This window comes from Frateuria hangzhouensis (assembly GCF_026410505.1).
In the GTDB taxonomy this organism is placed as follows: domain Bacteria; phylum Pseudomonadota; class Gammaproteobacteria; order Xanthomonadales; family Rhodanobacteraceae; genus Frateuria_A; species Frateuria_A hangzhouensis.
In genome coordinates, this window is record NZ_JAPMIU010000011.1 from 1 (window position 1) to 19,919 (window position 19,919).

The window sequence follows — 19,919 nt, forward strand, 5'->3', positions numbered from 1 at the left end:
CAGTCATGCGCAAGTACCTCACCGGTCTGTGGGCCTGCATGCAACGCGGCGAGACCTTCGATCCCACCAAGTTGTTCAGCGCCTGCCACCTCGCTAGGGGTTGACCGGTAACAGAGTATCTACAAGGCGTGCGGTGCGTCGAAGTGTGGCCGCAGTGGCGCTTGGCCTGGCAGGCGTGGGGCTCAGTCCGGCAGCAGGCTACGGCCGATGTGGCGCAAGCCAGCCGGATCAAGGATCTCCAACTGGCGCCCCTCCACCTGGATCAGCCCCTGGCTGCGGAACCGGCTGAGTACCCGGCTGACGGTCTCGGCCGCCAGCCGCAGGTAGTTGGCGATGTCGCCGCGCGACATGCTGAGCTGGAACTGCGTGCCGGAAAAGCCGCGCACCGCATAACGCTGGCCAAGGTCGGTCAGGAACGCGGCCATCCGCTCGTCGGCGCTGTGGTCGCCCGCCAGCAGGCTGGCCGAACCCAGCTCCTTGCTGAGCAGGCGGAACAGGTGCGTCTGCACTGCCGGCATGCGCGCAGCCAGCGCACTCATCGCAGGGAAGGAGAAACGACAGAAATGCGAGGTCTCCAGCGCGATCGCATCGCACGGGAAATGCTCGGGATAGATCGCGTTCAGCCCGATCACCTCGCCGGGCAGGTAGAAGCCCAGCACCTGCTCGCGGCCTTCCTTGTCGACCATGCTGGTCTTCACCGTGCCCGAGCGCACCGCGAAGATCGCGCGGAACGGGTTGCCGGTGCGGAACACGTACTCGCCCCCGCGGAATGGCCCGACGTGCTCGACCAGGCAATGCAGCTCGCGCAGCTCTGGCTTGCCGTAGCCCACCGCCTGGCACGCGCTGGCAAAAGCGCAGGTGCGGCAGAAATGGGTCTCGTCGCCGTCGTCGGCGATCGGACTGGGCGGCTCGGGCAGGCGACCGGCCTGGTTTTCGGAATGCATCAGCAAGACCCTGTGGCCCAACGTCAGATCGTACGCGAGAAGCGCTTTGGCGCTTCGTTCGCATGCAGATAGGCATCGAAGCACATGGCGATGCTACGGAGCAACAACCGCCCGCGGGGAGTGACCCGGATCATGCGCCCGTCCAGCGTGACCAGGCCGTCGTTGGCCAGCACGCGCAAGCGGCCGAGCTCGGGGGCGAAGTATTCATTGAACAGCAGCCGGTGGCGCGCGCCGAACAGGCGCGTGTCGATCTCGCCGTGGCACATCAGCTCGCCAATCAGGGTGCGCCGGACCAGGTCGTCCTCGTCCAGTTGCAGTCCGCGCGCGATCGGCAGGCGGCCGGTGTCCAGCGCGGCGTAATAGCCCGTAAGGTCGCGCGCGTTCTGGCTGTAGGTGTCGCCGATGCGGCCGATGGCGCTCACGCCCAGGCCGACGATGTCGCACTCGCCGTGGGTGGAATAGCCCTGGAAGTTGCGTTGCAGGGTGCCTTCGCGCTGGGCGCGGGCCAGCTCGTCGTCGGCGCGGGCGAAGTGGTCCATGCCGATGTAGACGTAGCCGGCGGCGGTGAGCCGTTCCAGCGCGCGGCCGAACAAGGCCAGGCGGGTGGCCGGGTCGGGCAGGTCCGCGGCGTCGATCTGCTTCTGCGCCTTGAACAGGTCCGGCAGGTGCGCATAGCCGTACACGGCGACGCGGTCGGGGTCGAGCGCGATCACCTCGGCGAGGGTGCGGTCGAAGCCTTCCAGGCTCTGCTTCGGCAGGCCGTAGATCAGGTCCACGCTGGCCGAGGCGAAACCCGCCGCGCGGCCGGCCTCGATCACCTCGCGCGTTTCGGCCACGCTCTGGATACGGTTGACCGCCTGCTGCACCACCGGGTCGAAATCCTGGATGCCCACCGACAGGCGATTGAAGCCCAGTTCGCCCAGGCCCCGCACGTACTCGCCGTCGGCGAAGCGCGGGTCGATCTCGATGCCGAACTCGCGCGCGCGCTCGCCGCTGAAGCTGAAGTGCCGGGCCAGCGACTCCATCAGCTCGCGCATGCGCGGCAGGTCGAGAAAGTTGGGCGTGCCGCCGCCGAAGTGCAGCTGCCGCACGGGGCGGTCGCGGTCGAACAGCGGCGCGGTCAGCTCAATCTCGCGGTAGAGCCGCTCCAGGTAGCGGTCGGCCTTGGCGATCTCGCGGGTGATCACGCGGTTGCAGCCGCAGTAGAAGCACGGGCTCATGCAGAAAGGCACGTGCATGTACAGCGACAGCGGGCGCGGAATCGGCTCCTCGTTGGACAGCCGGACCGCCTCGCGCAGGGTCGCCTCGCCGAAGCGCGCGTTGAATTGCGGCGCGGTCGGGTAGCTGGTGTAGCGGGGGCCGGCGGTGTCGTAGCGGGCGATCAGCGCCGGATCGAAGGCGGGGGCAGCGAGAATGTGGCTCATGGCGCCAGTGTGGCGACCCGCACCACGGGACTCTTGATCCGGATCAAGGCACGGGCGGGTCCGGATGGACAGAAGGTCGCGGGCGGATCCGGGCAGCTTGCCCCGTTCGGCCGACCGGCGCTTTCCCCGGGAAACGGGGGTTCTGGACGTATGCCGCTCCTGCTCCCCCGCAGAGGAAGATGCCCAGGCAGCTAGCCCCGCGGCGCATCCTGCAGGTAGGTACGCGCGGCCAACATATCCCGCGCATCAAGCGCGTCGGCATCCAGCGAAACCACCTTGCCGCCGCCATGGCAGGACGCGCACAGGTTGTTCGGCCGGACCGCCGTGGCCTGTCCGGCCGCATGCGCCGGTACGGCGGCATACAGCGCCAATCCAAGCAACGGGGCGGCAACGGCGGCGGCAAGGATGGATGACGGACGCGGCATGCGGGACTCCTGTGTGAACGACGGCCGGCGGGCCGGGACCACCCAGGCGCCTGTGCGCCTGGGTGCGTCGATCATGCCTTCATCGGTGTGATGGTTTGTTCGATGGCGCCGAAGATCGAGGCGCCCTGGGCGTCGGTGACGTCGATGCGCAGGCGGTCGCCGAATTTCAGGAACGGCGTGCTGGGCTTGCCGTCGCGCAGGGTTTCCACCGTGCGCTGCTCGGCCAGGCAGGAGGCGCCCTTGCCGGTGTCTTCGTTGGCGATGGTGCCGGAGCCGACGATGGTGCCGGCGGTCAGCGGGCGGGTCCTGGCCACGTGCGCGACCAGCTGGGCGAAGCTGAACTGCATGTCCACGCCACACTCGGCCTCGCCGAACCACTGGCCGTTGAGCCAGGTGCGCATGGGCAGGTGCAGTTTGTCGTCCTTCCACGCATCGCCCAGTTCGTCAGGCGTGACCAGCACCGGCGACAGCGCCGAGCGCGGCTTGCTCTGCAGGAAGCCGAAACCCTTGGCCAGCTCGCCGGGGATCAGCCCGCGCAGCGAGACATCGTTGACCAGGCCGATCAACTGGATGTGCACCGACGCCTGCGCCGGCGTGGCGGCCATCGGCACGTCGTCGGTGACCACCACCACTTCGGCTTCCAGGTCGATGCCGTAGTCCTCGCTGGGCACCACCACCGGATCGCGCGGTCCGAGGAAGCCGGCACTGGTGGCCTGGTACATCAGCGGGTCGGTGTAGAAGCTTTCCGGCACCGTGGCGCCGCGCGCGCGGCGCACGCGCTCGACGTGCGGCAGGTAGGCCGAGCCGTCGACGAACTCGTAGGCGCGCGGCAGCGGCGAGGCCAGCGCGGCCATGTCCAGCTCGAACGCGTCCGGCACCCGGCCGGCATGCAGCTCGTCCGACAGCGTGTTGAGGCGCGGCGCGGCGTTGGACCAGTCGTCCAGCGCGGCCTGCAGCGTCGGCGCGATGCCGGCGGCCTTGACCGCGCGCTTGAGGTCGCGGCTGACCACGATCAGCGTGCCATCGCGGCCGCCTTCCTTGAGACTAGCGAGTTTCATTGGGACTCCGGTTGCAGACAGGGTGTTCTGGAGAATCCGCCACGAGCGGCGGGTGGGTTCATGGCCGGGAGGCGGCGGGTGGTCAACCGCAGCCTTCCACGTAGTCGACCTGGGGCGGTATCCCCGCGCGCCAGCGCGTCACCTTGCCCTGCGCGTCGGTTTCGAACACGAGCACGCCTGCGTCCCGCGGCCCGGTCACGCGCAGTACCTTGCCGCCGGTCACGTACTTGTGCGGCAGTTCGCTGACCCGGGCGCCGTAGAGCGCATGGATCTGCGCCGCGCTCATGCCGACCTTGCCCCCGCCCGGGGCCGTTTCCTTCGTGGTGCCGACGTCATAGCGCACGAAACGGCCCGCCTCGAACATGAAGGCGAAGTCCGACGGCGTGTCGACCCACGTGGGCGTCTGGTAGAAGCACGCTTCGCCCGCCGGACCCAGGCGCTCGAGTTCGCCTTGCCAGGCCTGGGCGAAGGCTTGTTCATCCATGCCGAAGCGCATGTCGCCGTAGCCGTCGTAGCGGGCCAGCGTCGCCACCGCTTGCGCCCCGGCCGGTGCAACGCTGCCTGCCACGGCCGGCACGCTTGCCGCCGTGGCGGCCGGTGCCGTGGCGGTGCCGCCCGGCTCGCCACCGCTGCAGGCGGCAAGCAGCAGCACGCCGGCCAGGCACGCCGGCCTGATCATTTGCGCTCCGGCTCGAAGTGCCGCGCGATGCCTTGCCAGCACTCGTAGTAGTTCTTCTGCAGTTGCGGCGATTCCAGCGCCTGGCGCGTGGGCCGGATGACCTTGCGCGTCTCGAACATGAAGGCCATGGTGCCGCCGATGACGTCGGCCTTCGACAGATCGGCATTCGATGCCTTCTCGAACGTGGCCGCGTCTGGCCCGTGACCGCTCATGCAGTTGTGCAGCGACGCGCCGCCGGGCGCGAAACCCTCGGCCTTGGCGTCGTACACGCCGGTGATCAAACCCATGAACTCGCTGGCCACGTTGCGATGGAACCACGGCGGCCGGAAGGTGTGCTGCGCCACCAGCCAACGCGGCGGGAAGATGGCGAAATCCATGTTGGCGGTACCGGGCGTGTCGCTGCCGGAGGTCAGCACGGTGAAGATCGACGGATCGGGATGGTCGAAACTGATCGAACCGATGGTGTTGAAGCGGCGCAGGTCGTATTTGTAGGGCGCGTAGTTGCCGTGCCAGCCGACCACGTCCAGCGGCGAGTGGTCGATTTTCGCCTCCCACAGCGCGCCCTGGAATTTGGCAACCAGACGGAAGTCGCCTTCGACGTCCTCGTAGGCGGCGCAGGGCGTGAGGAAATCGCGCGCATTGGCCAGGCAGTTGGAACCGATCGGCCCGAGATCGGGCAGGCGCAGCAGCGCACCGAAGTTCTCGCAGACGTAGCCGCGCGCCTCGCCCCCGCGCTCATCGATATCCGGCAGCTCGACGCGGAAGCGCACGCCGCGCGGGATCACCGCGATTTCCTGCGGCTCGACTTCGAGCACGCCCAGTTCCGTGGCGATGCGCAAGCGGCCCTGTTGCGCCACGATCAACAGCTCGCCGTCGGCGTCGTAGAAGAAGCGGCCCTGCATCGAACGGTTGGCCGCGTACAGATGGATGCCGATGCCCGCCTGCTCCGCCGGGCCGCCGTTGCCGGCGATGGTCACCAGGCCGTCGACAAAGTCGGTGGGTTGCGTGGCGCCCGGCAACGGATCCCAGCGCAGCTGGTTGGGCGTGGCCGGGACTTCGTCGAAACGGTTGTGGAAGCGCTCGTGAGCCAGCGGTTCGAAGGGCTCGTGCACGGCCGCCGGGCGGATGCGGTAAAGCCAACTGCGGCGGTTGACGTGCCGTGGGGCGGTGAAGGCGGTGCCGGAGAGCTGCTCGGCGTAGAGGCCGTGCGCCACGCGCTGGGGCGAGTTCTGGCCCTCGGGAAGGGTGCCGGGGATCGCCTCGGTGGCGAATTCGTTGCCGAAGCCGGATTGGTATCCGCTCGATTGCATGGTGCTCATCGCTTTTCGCTCTTGAGCCCCTCTCCCTCCGGGAGAGGGGTTGGGGTGAGGGTCCGGTCGTGCGCGGTGCGGAGGATCACCTCGAGCACCGCGTCCATCTGCTGCAGTACTTCGTTATCCCAGAAGCGCCGTACCTTCAGGTCCTTGGCCCCGAGAAAGCGCGTGCGCGTCCGATTCGTATGATCGTCGTGCTGCGAGCCGTCGAGTTCTCTCCCGGAGGGAGAGGGGCTCAAAAGCGTCAAAGCACCCCGCGCTTCATCTGATCCCGCTCGATCGACTCGAACAACGCCTGGAAGTTGCCCTCGCCGAACCCTTCGTTGCCCTTGCGCTGGATGATCTCGAAGAAGATTGGCCCGATGTTGTTCTGGGTGAAGATCTGCAGCAGCTTGCGCTGCTTGGTTTCCGCATCGGCGTCGATCAGGATCTTGTTCTTGCGCAGGCGTTCCACATCCTCGCCGTGGTTGGGCACGCGCATGTCGATCACGTCGAAGTAGGTGTCCGGGGTATCGAGGAACTCGACGCCCTGCTCGCGCATCGCCTCGACCGTCGCGTAGATGTCGTCGGTGAAGCAGGCGATGTGCTGGATGCCCTCGCCGTGGTAGGCATCGAGGTACTCGTTGATCTGGCTCTTCGGGTCGTTGGACTCGTTGAGCGGGATGCGCACGATGCCATCGGGCGCGGTCATCGCCTTGGACACCAGGCCGGTCTTGGCACCCTTGATGTCGAAGTAGCGGATCTCGCGGAAGTTGAACAGCCGTTCGTAGTAGTCCGACCACTTCTGCATGTTGCCGAAGTAGAGGTTGTGCGTGAGGTGGTCGATGAAGGTCAGCCCGAAGCCTCTGGGGTTCTGATCGGCGCCCTCGACCGGTGCATAGTCGCCGTCGTACACGTCGCCCTTGGCGCCGTAACGGTCGACCAGGTACAGCATGCAGTCGCCGATGCCCTTGACCACCGGCGCATTGACCGCCTTGCTGGCCGCCTTGTGCTCGACCGCCTCGCCACCGTTGGCCAGCACCTTCGTGCATACCTCGTCCGAGGGCATCTTGAAGCGGATGGCGAAGCCGCAGGCGCTGGGACCGTGCTTGGCGGCGAAGTCGGCGGCGAAGGAATCCGGGTCCTCGTTGACCAGGAAGTTGACGCCGTTCTGGCGGTAGACGGTGATCGCGCGGCTCTTGTGCCTGAGCACCGCGGTGAAACCCATCTTGCGGAACAGCTCGTGCAGCTCCTGCCCGCGGCCGGCCGGTGCGGCGAACTCGACGAACTCGAAGCCGTCGATACCCATCGGGTTCTCGAACGTGGTGACCTGCATGCCGAGGTTCGGTTGGGCGTTCATGGCGCTCTCCTGGAATGGCGGAAGACGTAAGCTGGCAACGCGGCCACGCCGGCAAAGGATGCGCGGGGACCACGAAGAATTCGGCTAGATCTCCGTTATAGTTACATATGAAACCATTTGCAAGGAACCGCGCTGCCGTGCCAGCCAAGCGCCAACCCGCCCGGTCCCCGGCCGAACATGCCTCACTGGAGCATGCCCCGCTGGAGCTGGAGCACTTCCTGCCCTATCGGCTGTCGATCCTGTCCAACACCATCAGCCAGGCGATCGCCGACGACTATCAGCGCCGCTTCGACCTGTCGGTGACCGAGTGGCGGGTGATGGCCGTGCTGGGGCGCTTCGACGGGCTATCCGCGCGCGAAGTGGCCGAGCGCACGGCGATGGACAAGGTCGCAGTCAGCCGCGCGCTGGCGCGACTGGTCGAGGCCGGCCGCGTGGACCGCGCGATCCACGACGGCGACAAGCGCCGCTCGGTGCTCAATCTCAGCGAGGCCGGCTGGGCGATCCACGATCAGGTGGCACCGATGGCGAGGGCGCGCGAGCGGGAAGTGCTGGCCAGACTCACGGCCGAGGAGCGCACCTGGCTGGAGCGCATCCTCGACCGGTTGATGGGGTAACCGCCCCGCCAGCGGCCGAGCGGGGCACTCCCGCTTGTCACCGGTGGCAAGACCTTCTGAATTACCGCGTTGCGGGAAGGCCGGAATTGAAAACCGATTGACCGGTGGACAGCGTCATCGACGGCACGCTTTGGCTAAAGGCGCATCCGGGTACATCCAGGCATCCGCCCCGGTTTTCCCAGAGCGTGAGTGCGTGCCCATCGGACCACAGGACATCGGCCACGCCATCCCCGTCGTAATCGGCTACTGTCGCCACCCGGGAGCCACTGACGGCCGCTGGTACGCCAAAGCTCTTGATGGCGCGGGCCGCTCCGCCGTTCATCAGCCAATAGCCCCACTCCGCATCGTCGTCGGTCATCCACACCAGGTCAGCGCTGCCGTCGCCATCGAGGTCGCCGCGGCCGACGATCTTCCAGGTCGCCGGGAAGTTCGCGACGAACTTCGAGACGAAGCCCTGTCCGCGCGAGATCCAGGTGTACAGATCGTGGCGATCGCTCGACCACAGGACATCCGCCCGCCCGTCAGCGTCGAAGTCGCCCACGGTGACCGGGTAATAGCCGGCCGTGTAGCGGATGACCTTGTAGCCGGTGCGGGTGGCACCGTTCATCAGCCAATAGGCGAACTGGTGCGTCGACTTGTGCACCCACGCCAGGTCGTCCCTGCCATCAGCATCGAAATCGCCCGCGCCGGCGACCGTCCAACCGGCTGGGTAGGTCCCTGCGAATTTCGAGGTGAAGCCGTTCGGGCCGCCCGACCAGACGTAGAGGTCATGACGCGGGCTAGTCCAGAGGATGTCGGCGATGCCATCGCCGTTGAAATCCGCCACCGCCGCCGGGTAGTAACCGGCGGTGATGGCCAAGTCGGTGGCAGTACCGCTGGCCGAGCCGATGGAGAGAATGCCCGGACCTGTGAAAATCAGCGAGGAGACGCCCTTACCGGTGACATCGTCCTGGATGGGGACCACCAACTTGAAGATCGCGCCAGTTCCGTTGGGTCCAGAGTAAAGACTGATCCCGTAGATTGTCCTTGGCGCTCCCTGGATCAGGTTGGTGAGAACGGGTGCGGCGGTGCTGCGATCCGGATCCGGTTCCATGGTATGGAGCACGCTATACCGCCCGTTAGGGGCCACCCTGAATATCACACCAGTCCCATAGCGGACATCGCTTCCGTTTAAATCGTTGATGCCGTAAATGCTTCCGTCCGCGCCGATCAGCAGGTCGCTGGGTTGATCCCCGTTTTTGATAACAAGACCGTCGAACTCGTGGATGATCGAAGAAGTGCCGTCCGCCGCAAGCCGGAACAAGGTGCCGTAGTGGTAGCCAAACCCTGGACCGCCCGACAACGTGCTTCCAACCAGATTGCCGCCCCCATCGATGACCAAAGCGCTCAGTTGGCCTCCTTCGTAGTCATCGGAAAGAACGCGCAGGACGGTGCATACGCCATCCTTGATTTTGAGGATGACCTCTCCTTCTTGCCTGAGTACCGTCACGTAGAATTCGCCGGAAAGGCCGGCGACCAGGTGTTCCACCGGCCAATCACCGACATCATTCCGAAAATCGTAGATCACCCGAGTGTCGCCCTGCGGATCGATCGCGACTAATGTCGGTCCTGAAGGGGCGTTGGCGATGCCGAAGACGTTTCCGTCACGGTCGACTACCAGATTGTGGGGGCTGGTCCACGAGCCGTAGGTACCCATATCTGGGTAGGTATGTACCCGTTTGAAACCCTCACTGCCGGAAACCGTAAAGGCGCTCGCCGTGGTCGTCCCGAATAATGAACCGTCCTTCAGGCGTACAAGGTCGCTGTACGCTTCATAAAAGAAGTCGTCGTAGGGCATTCCATCACCCCAATCGAACTCATGCAGCTTGGTGAAGTCACCCTGTAACGACATTGAGAAGACACCGGCCTGTTCGAAGTAATCGCCGGACGCCATTCCATAGATATACCCGTCGGTGTAGGCGATATCCAGCGGATTGGCGAGCCCGCCGGAACCCCAGGCAGGCATGCTCCCGACCAGGCTGTAATGGGGCGAGGCGCAGATTGCCGCATCGGAAAACATCACTGCCACGATACATGCCAGCACCCGCAGGCGCCGGCTTGCCTTGTTATTTGACATGCTCTCCCCCGTGGCCCCGTGGCCGTATCAGCCAAATTACTTTATGCCATGCATCAACTTGTTGATCAGCGGCGCGATCAGCAGCAACAACACGCCCGAGCCGATCAGCACCGCGAAGCTGAAAGTGAAGCCCGACAGCGCCGAGGCGACCGTCATGCCGGTATCGCCGCTGATCCAGCTGGCTACCAGGCCGGAGAAATCACCGCCGCCGGCGAGCGACAGGAACCAGCCGCCCATTGCCACGCCGACCAGTCGCGGCGGCGCCAGCTTGGTGACCATCGACAGGCCGATGGGCGACAGGCTCAGCTCGCCCAGGGTCTGCATCACGTAGCACAGCACCAGCGGCCAGAACGGGATCAGCCCGGCCGGCCCCAGCAGTTCCTTGAGCGCGTACACCAGCACCGCGAAGCCCAGCCCGTTGAAGATCAGGCCGAAACCGAACTTGCGCGGGATCGAAGGCTCCGCCTTGCGGCGCGCCAGCGCGGCCCACACCAGCGTGACCAGCGGTGCGAACACCAGGATCGCCAGCGGCGTGACCGACTGGAACCAGCCGACCGGGAATACCCAACCGCCGAACATGGTGCGGTCGACCCAGTTCTCGGCCAGGAAGTTGAGCGAGGTGCCGAATTGGAAGTAGAACGTCCAGAACAGCACGCTGAAGACGAAGATGATCAGCATCGCGATCACCCGGTCCAGCTGCACGCGGTCGTGCCGCAGCGCCTCGACGATCAACATCGTCGCCACGCCGATGAACAACAATCCGAGCAGCCATTGCAGGCCCGCCGCGCCGACCCACGCCAGCAGCATGTACACCAGCGGCACCGCCACCGCCACGCCCACCAGCACCCAGGCCACGCGCACACGGCTTTCCATGCCCGGCAGCGGCCGCCCCACGTTCTTCAGCGTGCGCCGGCCGAACCAGAACCACAGCAGGCTGAGCAGCATGCCGACGCCGGCGGCGCCGAATACCACGCGGTAGTTCTGCTGCATCGGCGTGTCGGTGAAGTGCGCGGCCATCCACCCGGTGAGCAGCGGCGCGACCAGCGCGCCGGCGTTGATGCCCATGTAGAACAGGGTGAAACCGCGGTCGCGGCGCGGATCGTCCGTGCCGTACAGCTGGCCGACCATGGAGGAAATGTTCGGCTTGAACAGACCGTCGCCCACCACCACTAGCGCCAGCCCCAGCATCAGCAGCGGCTTGCTCGGCACCAGCAGGGTGAACAGACCGGCGGCCATCACCGCGGCGCCGAGCAAAATCGAGCGCTGGTAGCCGATCACCCGGTCGGCCACGTAACCGCCGAAGATCGAAGCGGCGTAGATCAGCGCGGTGTACGCGCCGAACACGCCCGAGGCCCAGCCCTGCCCGGCCGCGTCGCCCTGGTAGAACTGCGCCACGATGTAGAGCACCAGCGCCCAGCTCACGCTGTAGAAGGCGAAGCGCTCCCAGAACTCGGTCATGAACAGCATCCACAGCGGACGCGGGTGGCCGAGCAGTTGCGGGTAGTCGGGCGCGGCGGCCGGCGTGGCGGTGTCGGTCATGGGTTCCCCTAGGCGTGGAGGGCACGCTCAGCGCGCGCCACCGGGGACGTGTAACCGGCGCAAGGGCGCCACGTCAATGGCGCGGACACCTGTAGGAGCGCACCTGGCGCGACTGCCATCCCTCGGTCGCGCCCAGGTGCGCACCCACAGGAGAGGCGGTTACGTCCCCAGCACCGTGCGCACGTCGAGCAGTTCGGGGAAGAATTCCAGTTCCAGCGCCTTCTTCAGGAACGACACGCCGGACGAGCCGCCGGTGCCGCGGCGATGGCCGATGATGCGCTCGACCGTCTTCATGTGGCGGAAGCGCCACAACTGGAAACTTTCTTCCACGTCGACCAGCTGCTCGCACAGGTAATATTCCGGCCAGAAGCCGGCGCGCTCTTCGTAGATGCGCTTGAGCACCGGCAACAGGTCGGCATGGCGCCGGTACGGCTGCGTCCAGTCACGCTCGATGAGTTCCGCCGGCACGGCGTGGCCGCGGCGCGCGAGGTAGCGCAGGAACTCGTCGTACAGGCTGGGCGCCCCCAGCACCGCGCGCAGCTGCGCCTGTGCCTCCGGGTCGTGGGCGAACACGGTGAGCATGTCGGCGTGCTTGTTGCCGAGTAGAAATTCGATCATGCGGTACTGCAGCGACTGGAAGCCCGACGAGGGGCCCAGGTTGTCGCGGAACTCCAGGTACTCGGCCGGGGTGAGCGTCTCCAGCACCGCCCACTGCTCGAACAGCTGGCGCTGCACCTGCTTGACGCGGGCGAGCACCTTCAGACAGGCGTCGACGTCGTCCTGGCGCAAATGCACGATCGCCGCCTTGAGCTCATGGATGACCAGCTTCATCCACAGTTCGGACACGTGGTGCTGCACGATAAACAGCATTTCGTCGTGCTGGCCGGTGAGCGGACGCTGCGCGGACAACAGGGTGCCCAGCTGCAGGTAACCGCCGTAGGTCAACTTGCCGTCGAGGTCCTTCTCGATGCCGGTTTCGAGGTCGCGCTGGTTGTCCGCCATGGGAGGTGCATCCGCTGCTGCAGGATCGAGCGCCCATGGTAATGGGCCGGCGACGCAGGCGGTCCTGATCCAGGGCAAGAATGGTGTGCCGGAGCCGGCCCGCCGGCCATCACAAGGCCTCCACACGCCCGCGCATGTTGCACCGTACCTTGCAGCGCAACATGCCCGCCTGCTATCAAACGCGGTCTTTCCGGGACGAAAAGTGCGTGCCGGGCCCCACTGGAAGGGCCGCCGCCTCCCCCCGCAAGAAATCACCCACCCCATCTATGGGAGCGAGTCGTGTCCATCGCCGCCAAATTTGAAATCGAGTACCTGCAATACCTCGACGCCGAGGGCAAGCAGGTGCGTGATGACCTGCCTGCCTTCGCGCAGGACCTCGACCAGATGGTCGAGCTCTACAAGCTGATGCTTTCCACCCGCGTGTTCGACGCCAAGTCGATCGCGCTGCAGCGCACCGGCAAGCTCGGCACCTATGCCTCCTGCCTCGGCCACGAGGCCGCGCACGTCGGCATCGGCAGCGCCATGAAGCCCGAGGACGTGCTGGCGCCCAGCTACCGCGAATACGGCGCGCAGCTCTACCGTGGCGTGCAGCCGCGCGAGGTGTACATGTACTGGGGCGGCGACGAGCGCGGCAACGATTACCAGAACGAGCCTGCGCGGCACGACTTCGCCTGGTCGGTGCCGATCGCCACGCAATGCCTGCACGCGGCCGGCTCCGCGCTGGCGTTCAAGATCCGCGGCGAGAAGCGCGTGGCGGTGTGCACGATCGGCGATGGCGGCTCGTCCAAGGGCGACTTCTACGGCGCCATCAACATCGCCGGCGCGCAGAACCTGCCGATGGTCGCCGTCATCGTGAACAACCAGTGGGCGATCTCGGTGCCGCGCAAGATCCAGTCCGGCGCGCCGACGCTGGCGCAGAAGGGCATCGCCGCCGGCCTGTACTGCATCCAGGTCGACGGCAACGACATCATCGCCGTGCGCAAGGCCATGGAAGACGCGCTCGAGCGCGCCCGCAACGGCGAGGGCGGCAGTGTCATCGAGGCGGTCACCTACCGCCTGGGCGACCACACCACCGCCGACGATGCCCGTCGCTACCGCGGCGAGCAGGAGGTCAAGGACGCCTGGGCGAAAGACCCGATGATCCGCCTGAAGAACTGGCTGGTCGCCAAGAAGATGTGGGACGACAAGAAGGAAGAAGCCTGGAAGGCCGAGTGCGACGACTGGATGGACAACGAGGTCAACGCCTACCTCGAGACCAAGACCCAGCCGGTCACCGCGATGTTCGACTACACCTTCGCCGAAATCCCCGCCGACCTGGAAAAGCAGCGCGATCTCGCGCTCTCGCTCGAGAACAAGGCTCACTGACGTCATGGCACAGATCACCCTTATCGAAGCAGTCACCCAGGCACTGGCCTACGAGATGGCGCACGACGAATCGGTCGTGGTGCTGGGCGAGGACGTGGGCGTCAACGGCGGCGTGTTCCGCGCCACCCAGGGCCTGCAGGAGAAGTTCGGCGAGCTGCGCGTGCTCGACACGCCGCTGGACGAGACCACCATCGCCGGCGTCACCGTCGGCCTGGCCGCGCAGGGCATGAAGCCGATCGCCGAGGCGCAGTTCGAAGGCTTCATCTACCCGATGATGGAGCAGATCGCCTGCCACGCCGCGCGCCTGCGCAACCGCACCCGCGGCCGCATCACCGTGCCGGCGGTGTTCCGCGCACCGTGGGGCGGCGGCATCCGTGCGCCGGAGCATCACTCCGAGGCGAACGAACACCTGTTCACCAACATCCCCGGCCTGCGCGTGGTGCTGCCCTCCTCGCCGGCGCGCGCCTACGGCCTGTTGCTGGCGGCGATCCGCGATCCGGATCCGGTGATGTTCTTCGAACCCAAGCGCATCTACCGCCAGTACAAGGAAGAGGTGCCGGACGATGGCGAGGCACTGCCGCTGGACGTGTGCTTCGTGCTGCGCGACGGCACCGACGTGACCCTGGTGACCTGGGGCGCGCAGGTGAAGGAGACGCTGGAAGCGGCCGACGCGCTGGCCGCCGAGGGCATCAGCGCCGAAGTGATCGACGTCGCCACGCTGACGCCGCTGGACTTCGACACGATCGCCGAGTCGGTGGCCAAGACCGGCCGCTGCGTGATCGTGCACGAGGCACCCAAGACCGCCGGTTTCGGTGCCGAGATCGCCGCGCGCCTGGCCGAGGAATGCATGTTCGACCTGCTTGCGCCGGTCGAGCGCGTGACCGGCTTCGACACGCACATCCCGCTGTTCCGCCTGGAAATGAAATACCTGCCCAGCACCGAGCGCGTGGTCGAGGCGGCCAAGCGCACGCTGGCGGCCAGCTGACGCTCTGCTCCTCCCCCTGCTTGCAGGGGGAGGTCGGGAGGGGGTGGCTTTTGACTTGGAGCCCCAGATCAAGAGCACCCCTCCCCAACCCTCCCCTGCAAGCAGGGGAGGGAGCCAAAACCCCCACTTTGGAACTCCGCCCATGGCTGACATCAAGACGTTCTACCTGCCCGACCTCGGCGAAGGCCTCCCCGACGCGACCGTCGTCGAATGGCACGTGAAGGTCGGCGACACGATCAAGCTCGACGCCCCGCTGGCCTCGATGGAAACCGCCAAGGCGGTGGTCGAGGTGCCTTCGCCCTACACCGGCAAGGTGACCAAGCTCTACGGCGCCGCCGGCGACGTGATCGAGACCGGCGCCGCGCTGGCCGACTTCGAGCCCGACCCCAACGCCAAGCAGCGCGCCGAGGCCGAATCCACCGGCCACCACCATGGCCCGAAGAAGGGTGTCGGCAGCCCGGCACCGGACGACGGCGGCAAGGTGGTCGCCTCCGACGAAGGCGGCGAAGTGCAGACCGGCGGCAAGGACCGTGAAGACGAAGGCACCGTGGTCGGCGCCATGGTCAGCGGCAACCACGTGCACGTGGAGCAGGTCGCCACCGTCGGCGGCGTCAAGGCGGTGCCCGCCGTGCGCGCGCTGGCGAAGAAGCTCAAGGTGGACCTGGCCAAGGTGCGCCCGACCGGCGCCGATGGCGTGGTCACCATGAAGGACGTCAAGGACGCCGCCGCCAACGGCAGCGCCCCGCTCGGCGCGCGCGCCGTACCCGCTTCGGCAGGTCGCCACCTGGCGCCCGAGCTGCCGCAGCCGGAGCCGCAGCGCGGCCCGGTCTCGCTCGCCGGCAAGCCCGTGCGCACGGCCCCGCCGTCGCAGCCGGCCACCGGCCAGCCCGAGCAGCTCAAGGGCGTGCGCCGCAACATGGCCCGCGTGATGTCCGATGCCCACGCACAGGTCGTGCCGACCACGCTGGTCGACGACGCCGACCTGCACGCCTGGCTGGGCAAGCAGGACATCACCGCGCGCCTGATCCGCGCCATCGTGGCCGCCTGCAAGGCGGTGCCGGCGCTCAACGCCTGGTTCGACGGCAAGAACCTCACCCGCACCATGCACGGCCACGTCGACATCGGTATCGCGGTGGACACCGACGACGGCCTGTTCGTGCCTGCTCTGCGCAATGCCGACGTACTCGACGGCGCCGGCGTGCGTGCCGCGATCAAGCGCCTGCGCTCGCAGGTGGAAGACCGCAGCATCCCGTCGTCGGAACTGTCCGGCTACACCATCAGCCTGTCGAACTTCGGCATGTTCGCCGGCCGCTATGCCACCCCGGTGGTCGTGCCGCCATGCGTCGCCATCATCGGCGCCGGCAAGCTCAGCCACGACGTGGTGGCGGTGATGGGCGGCATCGAGGTCCACCGCCGCATGCCGATCAGCCTCACCTTCGACCACCGCGCCGCCACCGGCGGCGAAGCGGCGCGCTTCCTCAAGGCGCTGCTGGACGATCTGGCGCTGCCGCAATAACGCAGGGGGTTGCGTGCTCTTCCCCGGTCCGCCGGGAAAGGGCTGGGGCGCTTGCCGCCCGACCCGAGAAAAGCGGAGCGCCCCGGGCGCTCCGTTTTCTTTTCACGCCCCCGGGCGCACCCTTGGCCTTCCGTACTGACGGAGGTCCCCATGCACCACAGCCGCCTCAGCACCATCGTGCTCGACTGCCAGCTCGACGACCTGGAACCGGCCATCCGGTTCTGGAGCGCTACGCTGGGCAAGCCGGTCGAGGACGCCGACCAGGACGGCGACGGTTGTTACGCCGCGCTCGCCACGGCCGATGACGAGCCGATCATTCTGCTGCAGAAGGTCGAGCATGAGAGCCGCGTGCATCTGGACATCGAGACCGACGACCTGGAAGCCGAAGTGGCCCGGCTGGAGTCGCTGGGCGCCCGCGCCATCGCCTTCGTGCGCGAGCGTTGGTGGGTGATGCAAGCGCCCACCGGCCATCGCTTCTGCGTAGTGCAAAAACAGCGCGAGCGTTTCGGGCCGCACATCAACCGCTGGGATTAGCGGCCTTCGCGGTGTCGACGGCCGCGGAATGAACTGCTGATATCATCGAATATCGTTTATTTCTTCGTTGGCGTAATGACTATCGGGGCTATCGGGGGCGGCGGGGGAAGCGCTGACGATCACGCGCATCGGGACGCCCTCGAATGGCTACTGATGGCGATACTCGCCGTCATCTGCATTCCATTGGCCTCGAGCGGACTGGTTCTACGGGCCGCCATCTGGCTGGGGCTTTCGTTTCACTCCGCATCGCTTGCACTGGCCTGCGTGGTCGCGCCGGGCTGGATGTTGGCAGGCATGTTGTTCCTGCCCAAGCGCCCCCGGCCTGGTCCTTGTTCCGTCCGCCTGGATCGCGCTGCATTGCTTGCGCTATCGGTCGCTTGCGTGGCCGCGGTCCTGTCCGTTTTGTGCCTGCATCGTGCGGACGCCGACGACGTCATCTATTTGCCGAAGCTCGTTTACGCGGTAGCCCACCCAGGCGTGGTCATGGATGGCGCCATTCACGAGATTGCGCACACTCCGGTGCTCGCGCTGCCATTGTCGGCAGCGGCTTACTATCCGACCGCGTACGAGTTTTCCCAGGCTGCCTTTGCGCACTTGAGCGGGATCGATCTGCTATGGGTCTATTACCGCCTGGCGCCTGCACTGACGACATGGTTCGGCGTGCTTCTGCTCGCCTTCAATTTGCATTACCTCGGGGTTTCCAGGCGCGCATCGGCCGTTGCGGTGCTGCTCCTTGTCCCCCTTCTTTTGCTCATGGGCGAGAGCCACAGGAGCCTCGGCAACTTCACCCTTGTCCGCATGTATCAGGCCAAATGCGCCTTCATTTTTCTTGGCCTGCAGATCTTCACCGCCCTGTCGCTGCTGTTTTTCCGAAAGCCGGACATCGCCCGATGGATGCTGCTTCTGGTCGGCGTGATTGCCGTGTCCGGCATGACGACGTCGGCATTGGTCATGCTGCCGCTGCTTTCCCTGCCGCTGTTCCTGGCCTGGTGGCTGGCTTTTGGTCACGGCGGCTCGCTATCGGCCAGCATCGGCAGGGGGGCGGCCTATGTCGCGGCGCTGTCGCCGGCCTTCGCTTTTGCGCTGGACTTCCGCGGTTACGCCCTTGCCCGCGCGGCGTATGGTTCCTCGCTCAACGCGGGTTTTCCCGGGGGCTTCCACGGCCAGCTCAACCTGGTAACGGGCGGCTCCGCGCTATCACCGACCCTGCTGCTTTTCGCATCTTCGGCTCTCGTGCTGGCCGGCTTCTGGCGCGAGCCCCGCCATCGTTTCCTGCTGGCAATGGCGGCATTGACCGTCATGTTCTATCTCAATCCCTGGATGGGTCCCTGGGTCATGCGGTACCTGACCTCGGAGAATATCTATTGGCGGCTGTTCTACCTGCTGCCTTTGCTTCTCATGATGGGGGCTGCCGTGGGCGCCCTGTTCGAGAAGGTCGGTGGGGGCGCCCTGTTGCGGCGTGGGGTGCCGTTCGTCTGTTTCGCCGCTCTCGTAGCGGCCGTCTTCGTGTCACCGAGCTCGGTCATGCGGCCGGGCAATCGCGTCGAGGTCTCCGCACAGGGCTATCCGCTCGGCATTTACGCTGAAGATGCGCGCGCCTGCCTGCGCCTCGCCCGGCCGGGCGTGATACTTGCTCCGGTCGTGCTTGCACAGAACATGGCCGTGCTTTCGGCACGGCATGCGCAGGTGGTGACGCGTCCGGACTTCCTCGCCAACGCGCTTTTCGGCGACCGCGAAGAGTTCAAGCAGCGCATGAGCGCAGCAGCGGCCGTCGCCGGGAAAGGCGGCCGCCTGGAAGATCTGGTCGCGGTGGTGAGGCGCGTTCGGCCATCGACCGTTGTCGTCGCGCGCAAGGCACTCACCGCCACCATGGCATCGACGCTCGCGGACGAAGGATTCCACACGGATGGTGCGACCGGCCGCTGGATCGTTTACGGCCGTGCCGTAACGGGCCCGATGGACCGATAGTTCCGCCAACAGCGGGTTACCGCGCAGGAAGCGACACTCAGGCGCGGCTGGTGATGACCAGGCCGGCGATGACCAGCACGAGCCCGATCATTTTCGGGGTCGACAGCGATTCGCCGAAGAACGGCACCGCGAGCAAGCCGACGAGCACGAAGTTGAGCGCCATGAACGGATAGACCTTGCTCAGCTCGAATCGCGAGATCGCGGCGATCCAGCACGCCGATGCAAGGAACGCGGCGGCCAGGCCGCTCAACACCCAGGGACGCAGGAACATGCCGACGACGTAGGTCACAAGGCTGCCGTTCGCCGGCGGCGGCACCAGGCTCGTCTGCCACTTCAACACCAGCTGGCCATACACCGTGAAAAGAATAGTCAGGGCCACGAAGAGATAATTCATCGGTGTGCTCCTTCCCGCCAGCCCCACAGATAGTAGGGTGCATCGGGTCCGACGTTGAACAGAAGATCCAGGATCGATACCGCGTGTTCGAACGGCGGGTGCATTTGCGGATATTCGGGATAGCCCGAATAGTCCTTGTATTCGAGCGCGATGCCGGCTTGCTCGAAGCGCGCATCGTCGATGTAATCCCGCGCGGAGGGGCCGGACAGATAGGTGGTGGCGCCGGCCTGCCTGACCAGGTCGAGCAGGCGATCCAGCTTGCGGCCTTCTACCGTGAATTCGCACGAGTCGCGGAAGGCCGTGGTGATGCCCAGGCATTCGTTGGCGATCCGCCGCGTGAGGTACTGGTTCATCTCCGACAGGTTGGTCCAGGTGCGCCCGCAGTAGAACTCCTCGAACAGTTCGCGGTAGTGGCTGAAGTACGGCGCCTTTGCATAGTTCTGCTCGATGATCCGCCAGTGCTGGCGCTGCCAACGGTCGTCCGCTATCGCCACCTCGTGGATCAACCGGCTGGTGTCGGCCCCCACCGGCACCGTGAGCCACTTGAGGCCGTCCTTGGTCTTGACGCGATTGCGCGAACGCCAGTCGCGCACGGTGAACTGCACATCGTCGAGGAACACGAAGGTGTCCACGTCGCGGATGATGTCGAAGTAGCCCTTCCAGGGGATGTAGTTCGACTGGATGATTGCGACACGCATCGTCGA

At 66.2% G+C, this 19,919-nt stretch carries 19 protein-coding genes; 6 read left to right on the plus strand and 13 right to left on the minus strand.

Annotation, left to right across the window (positions count from 1 at the left end; all coding sequences use genetic code 11):
- Nucleotides 1–182 precede the first annotated feature (182 nt).
- The 8 genes from OSC30_RS12335 to hppD form a co-directional block, all read right to left on the minus strand.
- Nucleotides 183–944, minus strand: coding sequence for a helix-turn-helix domain-containing protein (locus OSC30_RS12335; RefSeq protein WP_267172159.1), 762 nt, complete (start codon nt 942–944; stop codon nt 183–185).
- A 23-nt stretch (nt 945–967) separates the two neighbouring features.
- Nucleotides 968–2,368, minus strand: coding sequence for an oxygen-independent coproporphyrinogen III oxidase (hemN, locus tag OSC30_RS12340; protein WP_267172160.1), 1,401 nt, complete (start codon nt 2,366–2,368; stop codon nt 968–970).
- Between the two features lie 191 nt (nt 2,369–2,559).
- Nucleotides 2,560–2,868 (minus strand): hypothetical protein, encoded by a 309-nt coding sequence (locus OSC30_RS12345; RefSeq protein WP_267172161.1) that lies wholly within the window; start codon nt 2,866–2,868, stop codon nt 2,560–2,562.
- Nucleotides 2,865–3,851, minus strand: a complete 987-nt coding sequence (locus tag OSC30_RS12350; RefSeq protein ID WP_267172162.1) for a fumarylacetoacetate hydrolase family protein — start codon at nt 3,849–3,851, stop codon at nt 2,865–2,867. The genes OSC30_RS12345 and OSC30_RS12350 overlap by 4 nt, the downstream gene beginning before the upstream one ends.
- 82 nt (nt 3,852–3,933) lie before the next feature.
- A complete protein-coding gene (locus OSC30_RS12355) occupies nt 3,934–4,530 on the minus strand; it encodes a lectin (RefSeq protein WP_267172163.1) in 597 nt (198 codons plus the stop codon).
- A complete protein-coding gene (gene hmgA, locus OSC30_RS12360) occupies nt 4,527–5,849 on the minus strand; it encodes a homogentisate 1,2-dioxygenase (RefSeq protein WP_267172164.1) in 1,323 nt (440 codons plus the stop codon). Before hmgA ends, OSC30_RS12355 begins: the two co-directional genes overlap by 4 nt.
- On the minus strand, nt 5,846–6,091 hold the full coding sequence (locus OSC30_RS12365) for a DUF559 domain-containing protein (RefSeq protein WP_267172165.1): 246 nt from the start codon (nt 6,089–6,091) through the stop codon (nt 5,846–5,848). The genes hmgA and OSC30_RS12365 overlap by 4 nt, the downstream gene beginning before the upstream one ends.
- On the minus strand, nt 6,088–7,182 hold the full coding sequence (hppD, locus tag OSC30_RS12370) for a 4-hydroxyphenylpyruvate dioxygenase (RefSeq protein ID WP_267172166.1): 1,095 nt from the start codon (nt 7,180–7,182) through the stop codon (nt 6,088–6,090). The genes OSC30_RS12365 and hppD overlap by 4 nt, the downstream gene beginning before the upstream one ends.
- Nucleotides 7,183–7,319: 137 nt before the next feature.
- Between hppD and OSC30_RS12375 the strand changes: the two genes are divergently transcribed.
- A complete protein-coding gene (locus tag OSC30_RS12375; RefSeq protein WP_267172167.1) occupies nt 7,320–7,796 on the plus strand; it encodes a MarR family winged helix-turn-helix transcriptional regulator in 477 nt (158 codons plus the stop codon).
- 61 nt (nt 7,797–7,857) lie between these two features.
- On the opposite strand, the gene OSC30_RS12380 is transcribed toward OSC30_RS12375, so the two are convergent.
- The 3 genes from OSC30_RS12380 to OSC30_RS12390 all read right to left on the minus strand — a co-directional run bounded on the left by OSC30_RS12380 (nt 7,858) and on the right by OSC30_RS12390 (nt 12,453).
- Nucleotides 7,858–9,912, minus strand: a complete 2,055-nt coding sequence (locus tag OSC30_RS12380; protein ID WP_267172168.1) for an FG-GAP repeat domain-containing protein — start codon at nt 9,910–9,912, stop codon at nt 7,858–7,860.
- Between the two features lie 36 nt (nt 9,913–9,948).
- Nucleotides 9,949–11,451 (minus strand): peptide MFS transporter, encoded by a 1,503-nt coding sequence (locus tag OSC30_RS12385; protein ID WP_267172169.1) that lies wholly within the window; start codon nt 11,449–11,451, stop codon nt 9,949–9,951.
- A 159-nt stretch (nt 11,452–11,610) separates the two neighbouring features.
- A complete protein-coding gene (locus OSC30_RS12390) occupies nt 11,611–12,453 on the minus strand; it encodes a tryptophan 2,3-dioxygenase (RefSeq protein WP_267172170.1) in 843 nt (280 codons plus the stop codon).
- A 279-nt stretch (nt 12,454–12,732) separates the two neighbouring features.
- On the opposite strand from OSC30_RS12390, the gene pdhA reads away from it, so the two are divergent.
- The 5 genes from pdhA (at nt 12,733) to OSC30_RS12415 (ending at nt 18,821) form a co-directional block, all read left to right on the plus strand.
- Nucleotides 12,733–13,818, plus strand: a complete 1,086-nt coding sequence (gene pdhA, locus OSC30_RS12395) for a pyruvate dehydrogenase (acetyl-transferring) E1 component subunit alpha (protein ID WP_267172171.1) — start codon at nt 12,733–12,735, stop codon at nt 13,816–13,818.
- Nucleotides 13,819–13,822: 4 nt separating this feature from the next.
- Nucleotides 13,823–14,803, plus strand: a complete 981-nt coding sequence (locus tag OSC30_RS12400; RefSeq protein WP_267172172.1) for an alpha-ketoacid dehydrogenase subunit beta — start codon at nt 13,823–13,825, stop codon at nt 14,801–14,803.
- Between the two features lie 142 nt (nt 14,804–14,945).
- Entirely contained in the window at nt 14,946–16,319 is a 1,374-nt protein-coding gene (locus OSC30_RS12405) for a dihydrolipoamide acetyltransferase family protein (protein ID WP_267172173.1), read from the plus strand.
- A 150-nt stretch (nt 16,320–16,469) separates the two neighbouring features.
- On the plus strand, nt 16,470–16,853 hold the full coding sequence (locus OSC30_RS12410) for a VOC family protein (RefSeq protein ID WP_267172174.1): 384 nt from the start codon (nt 16,470–16,472) through the stop codon (nt 16,851–16,853).
- A gap of 153 nt (nt 16,854–17,006) precedes the next feature.
- Nucleotides 17,007–18,821, plus strand: coding sequence for a hypothetical protein (locus tag OSC30_RS12415; protein WP_267172175.1), 1,815 nt, complete (start codon nt 17,007–17,009; stop codon nt 18,819–18,821).
- 37 nt (nt 18,822–18,858) lie between these two features.
- On the opposite strand, the gene OSC30_RS12420 is transcribed toward OSC30_RS12415, so the two are convergent.
- The gene (locus tag OSC30_RS12420; protein ID WP_267172176.1) at nt 18,859–19,215 is read right to left on the minus strand and encodes an EamA family transporter; all 357 of its coding nucleotides are present in this window, start codon (nt 19,213–19,215) and stop codon (nt 18,859–18,861) included.
- On the minus strand, nt 19,212–19,913 hold the full coding sequence (locus OSC30_RS12425) for a WbqC family protein (protein ID WP_267172177.1): 702 nt from the start codon (nt 19,911–19,913) through the stop codon (nt 19,212–19,214). Before OSC30_RS12425 ends, OSC30_RS12420 begins: the two co-directional genes overlap by 4 nt.
- Nucleotides 19,914–19,919: the final 6 nt, after the last annotated feature.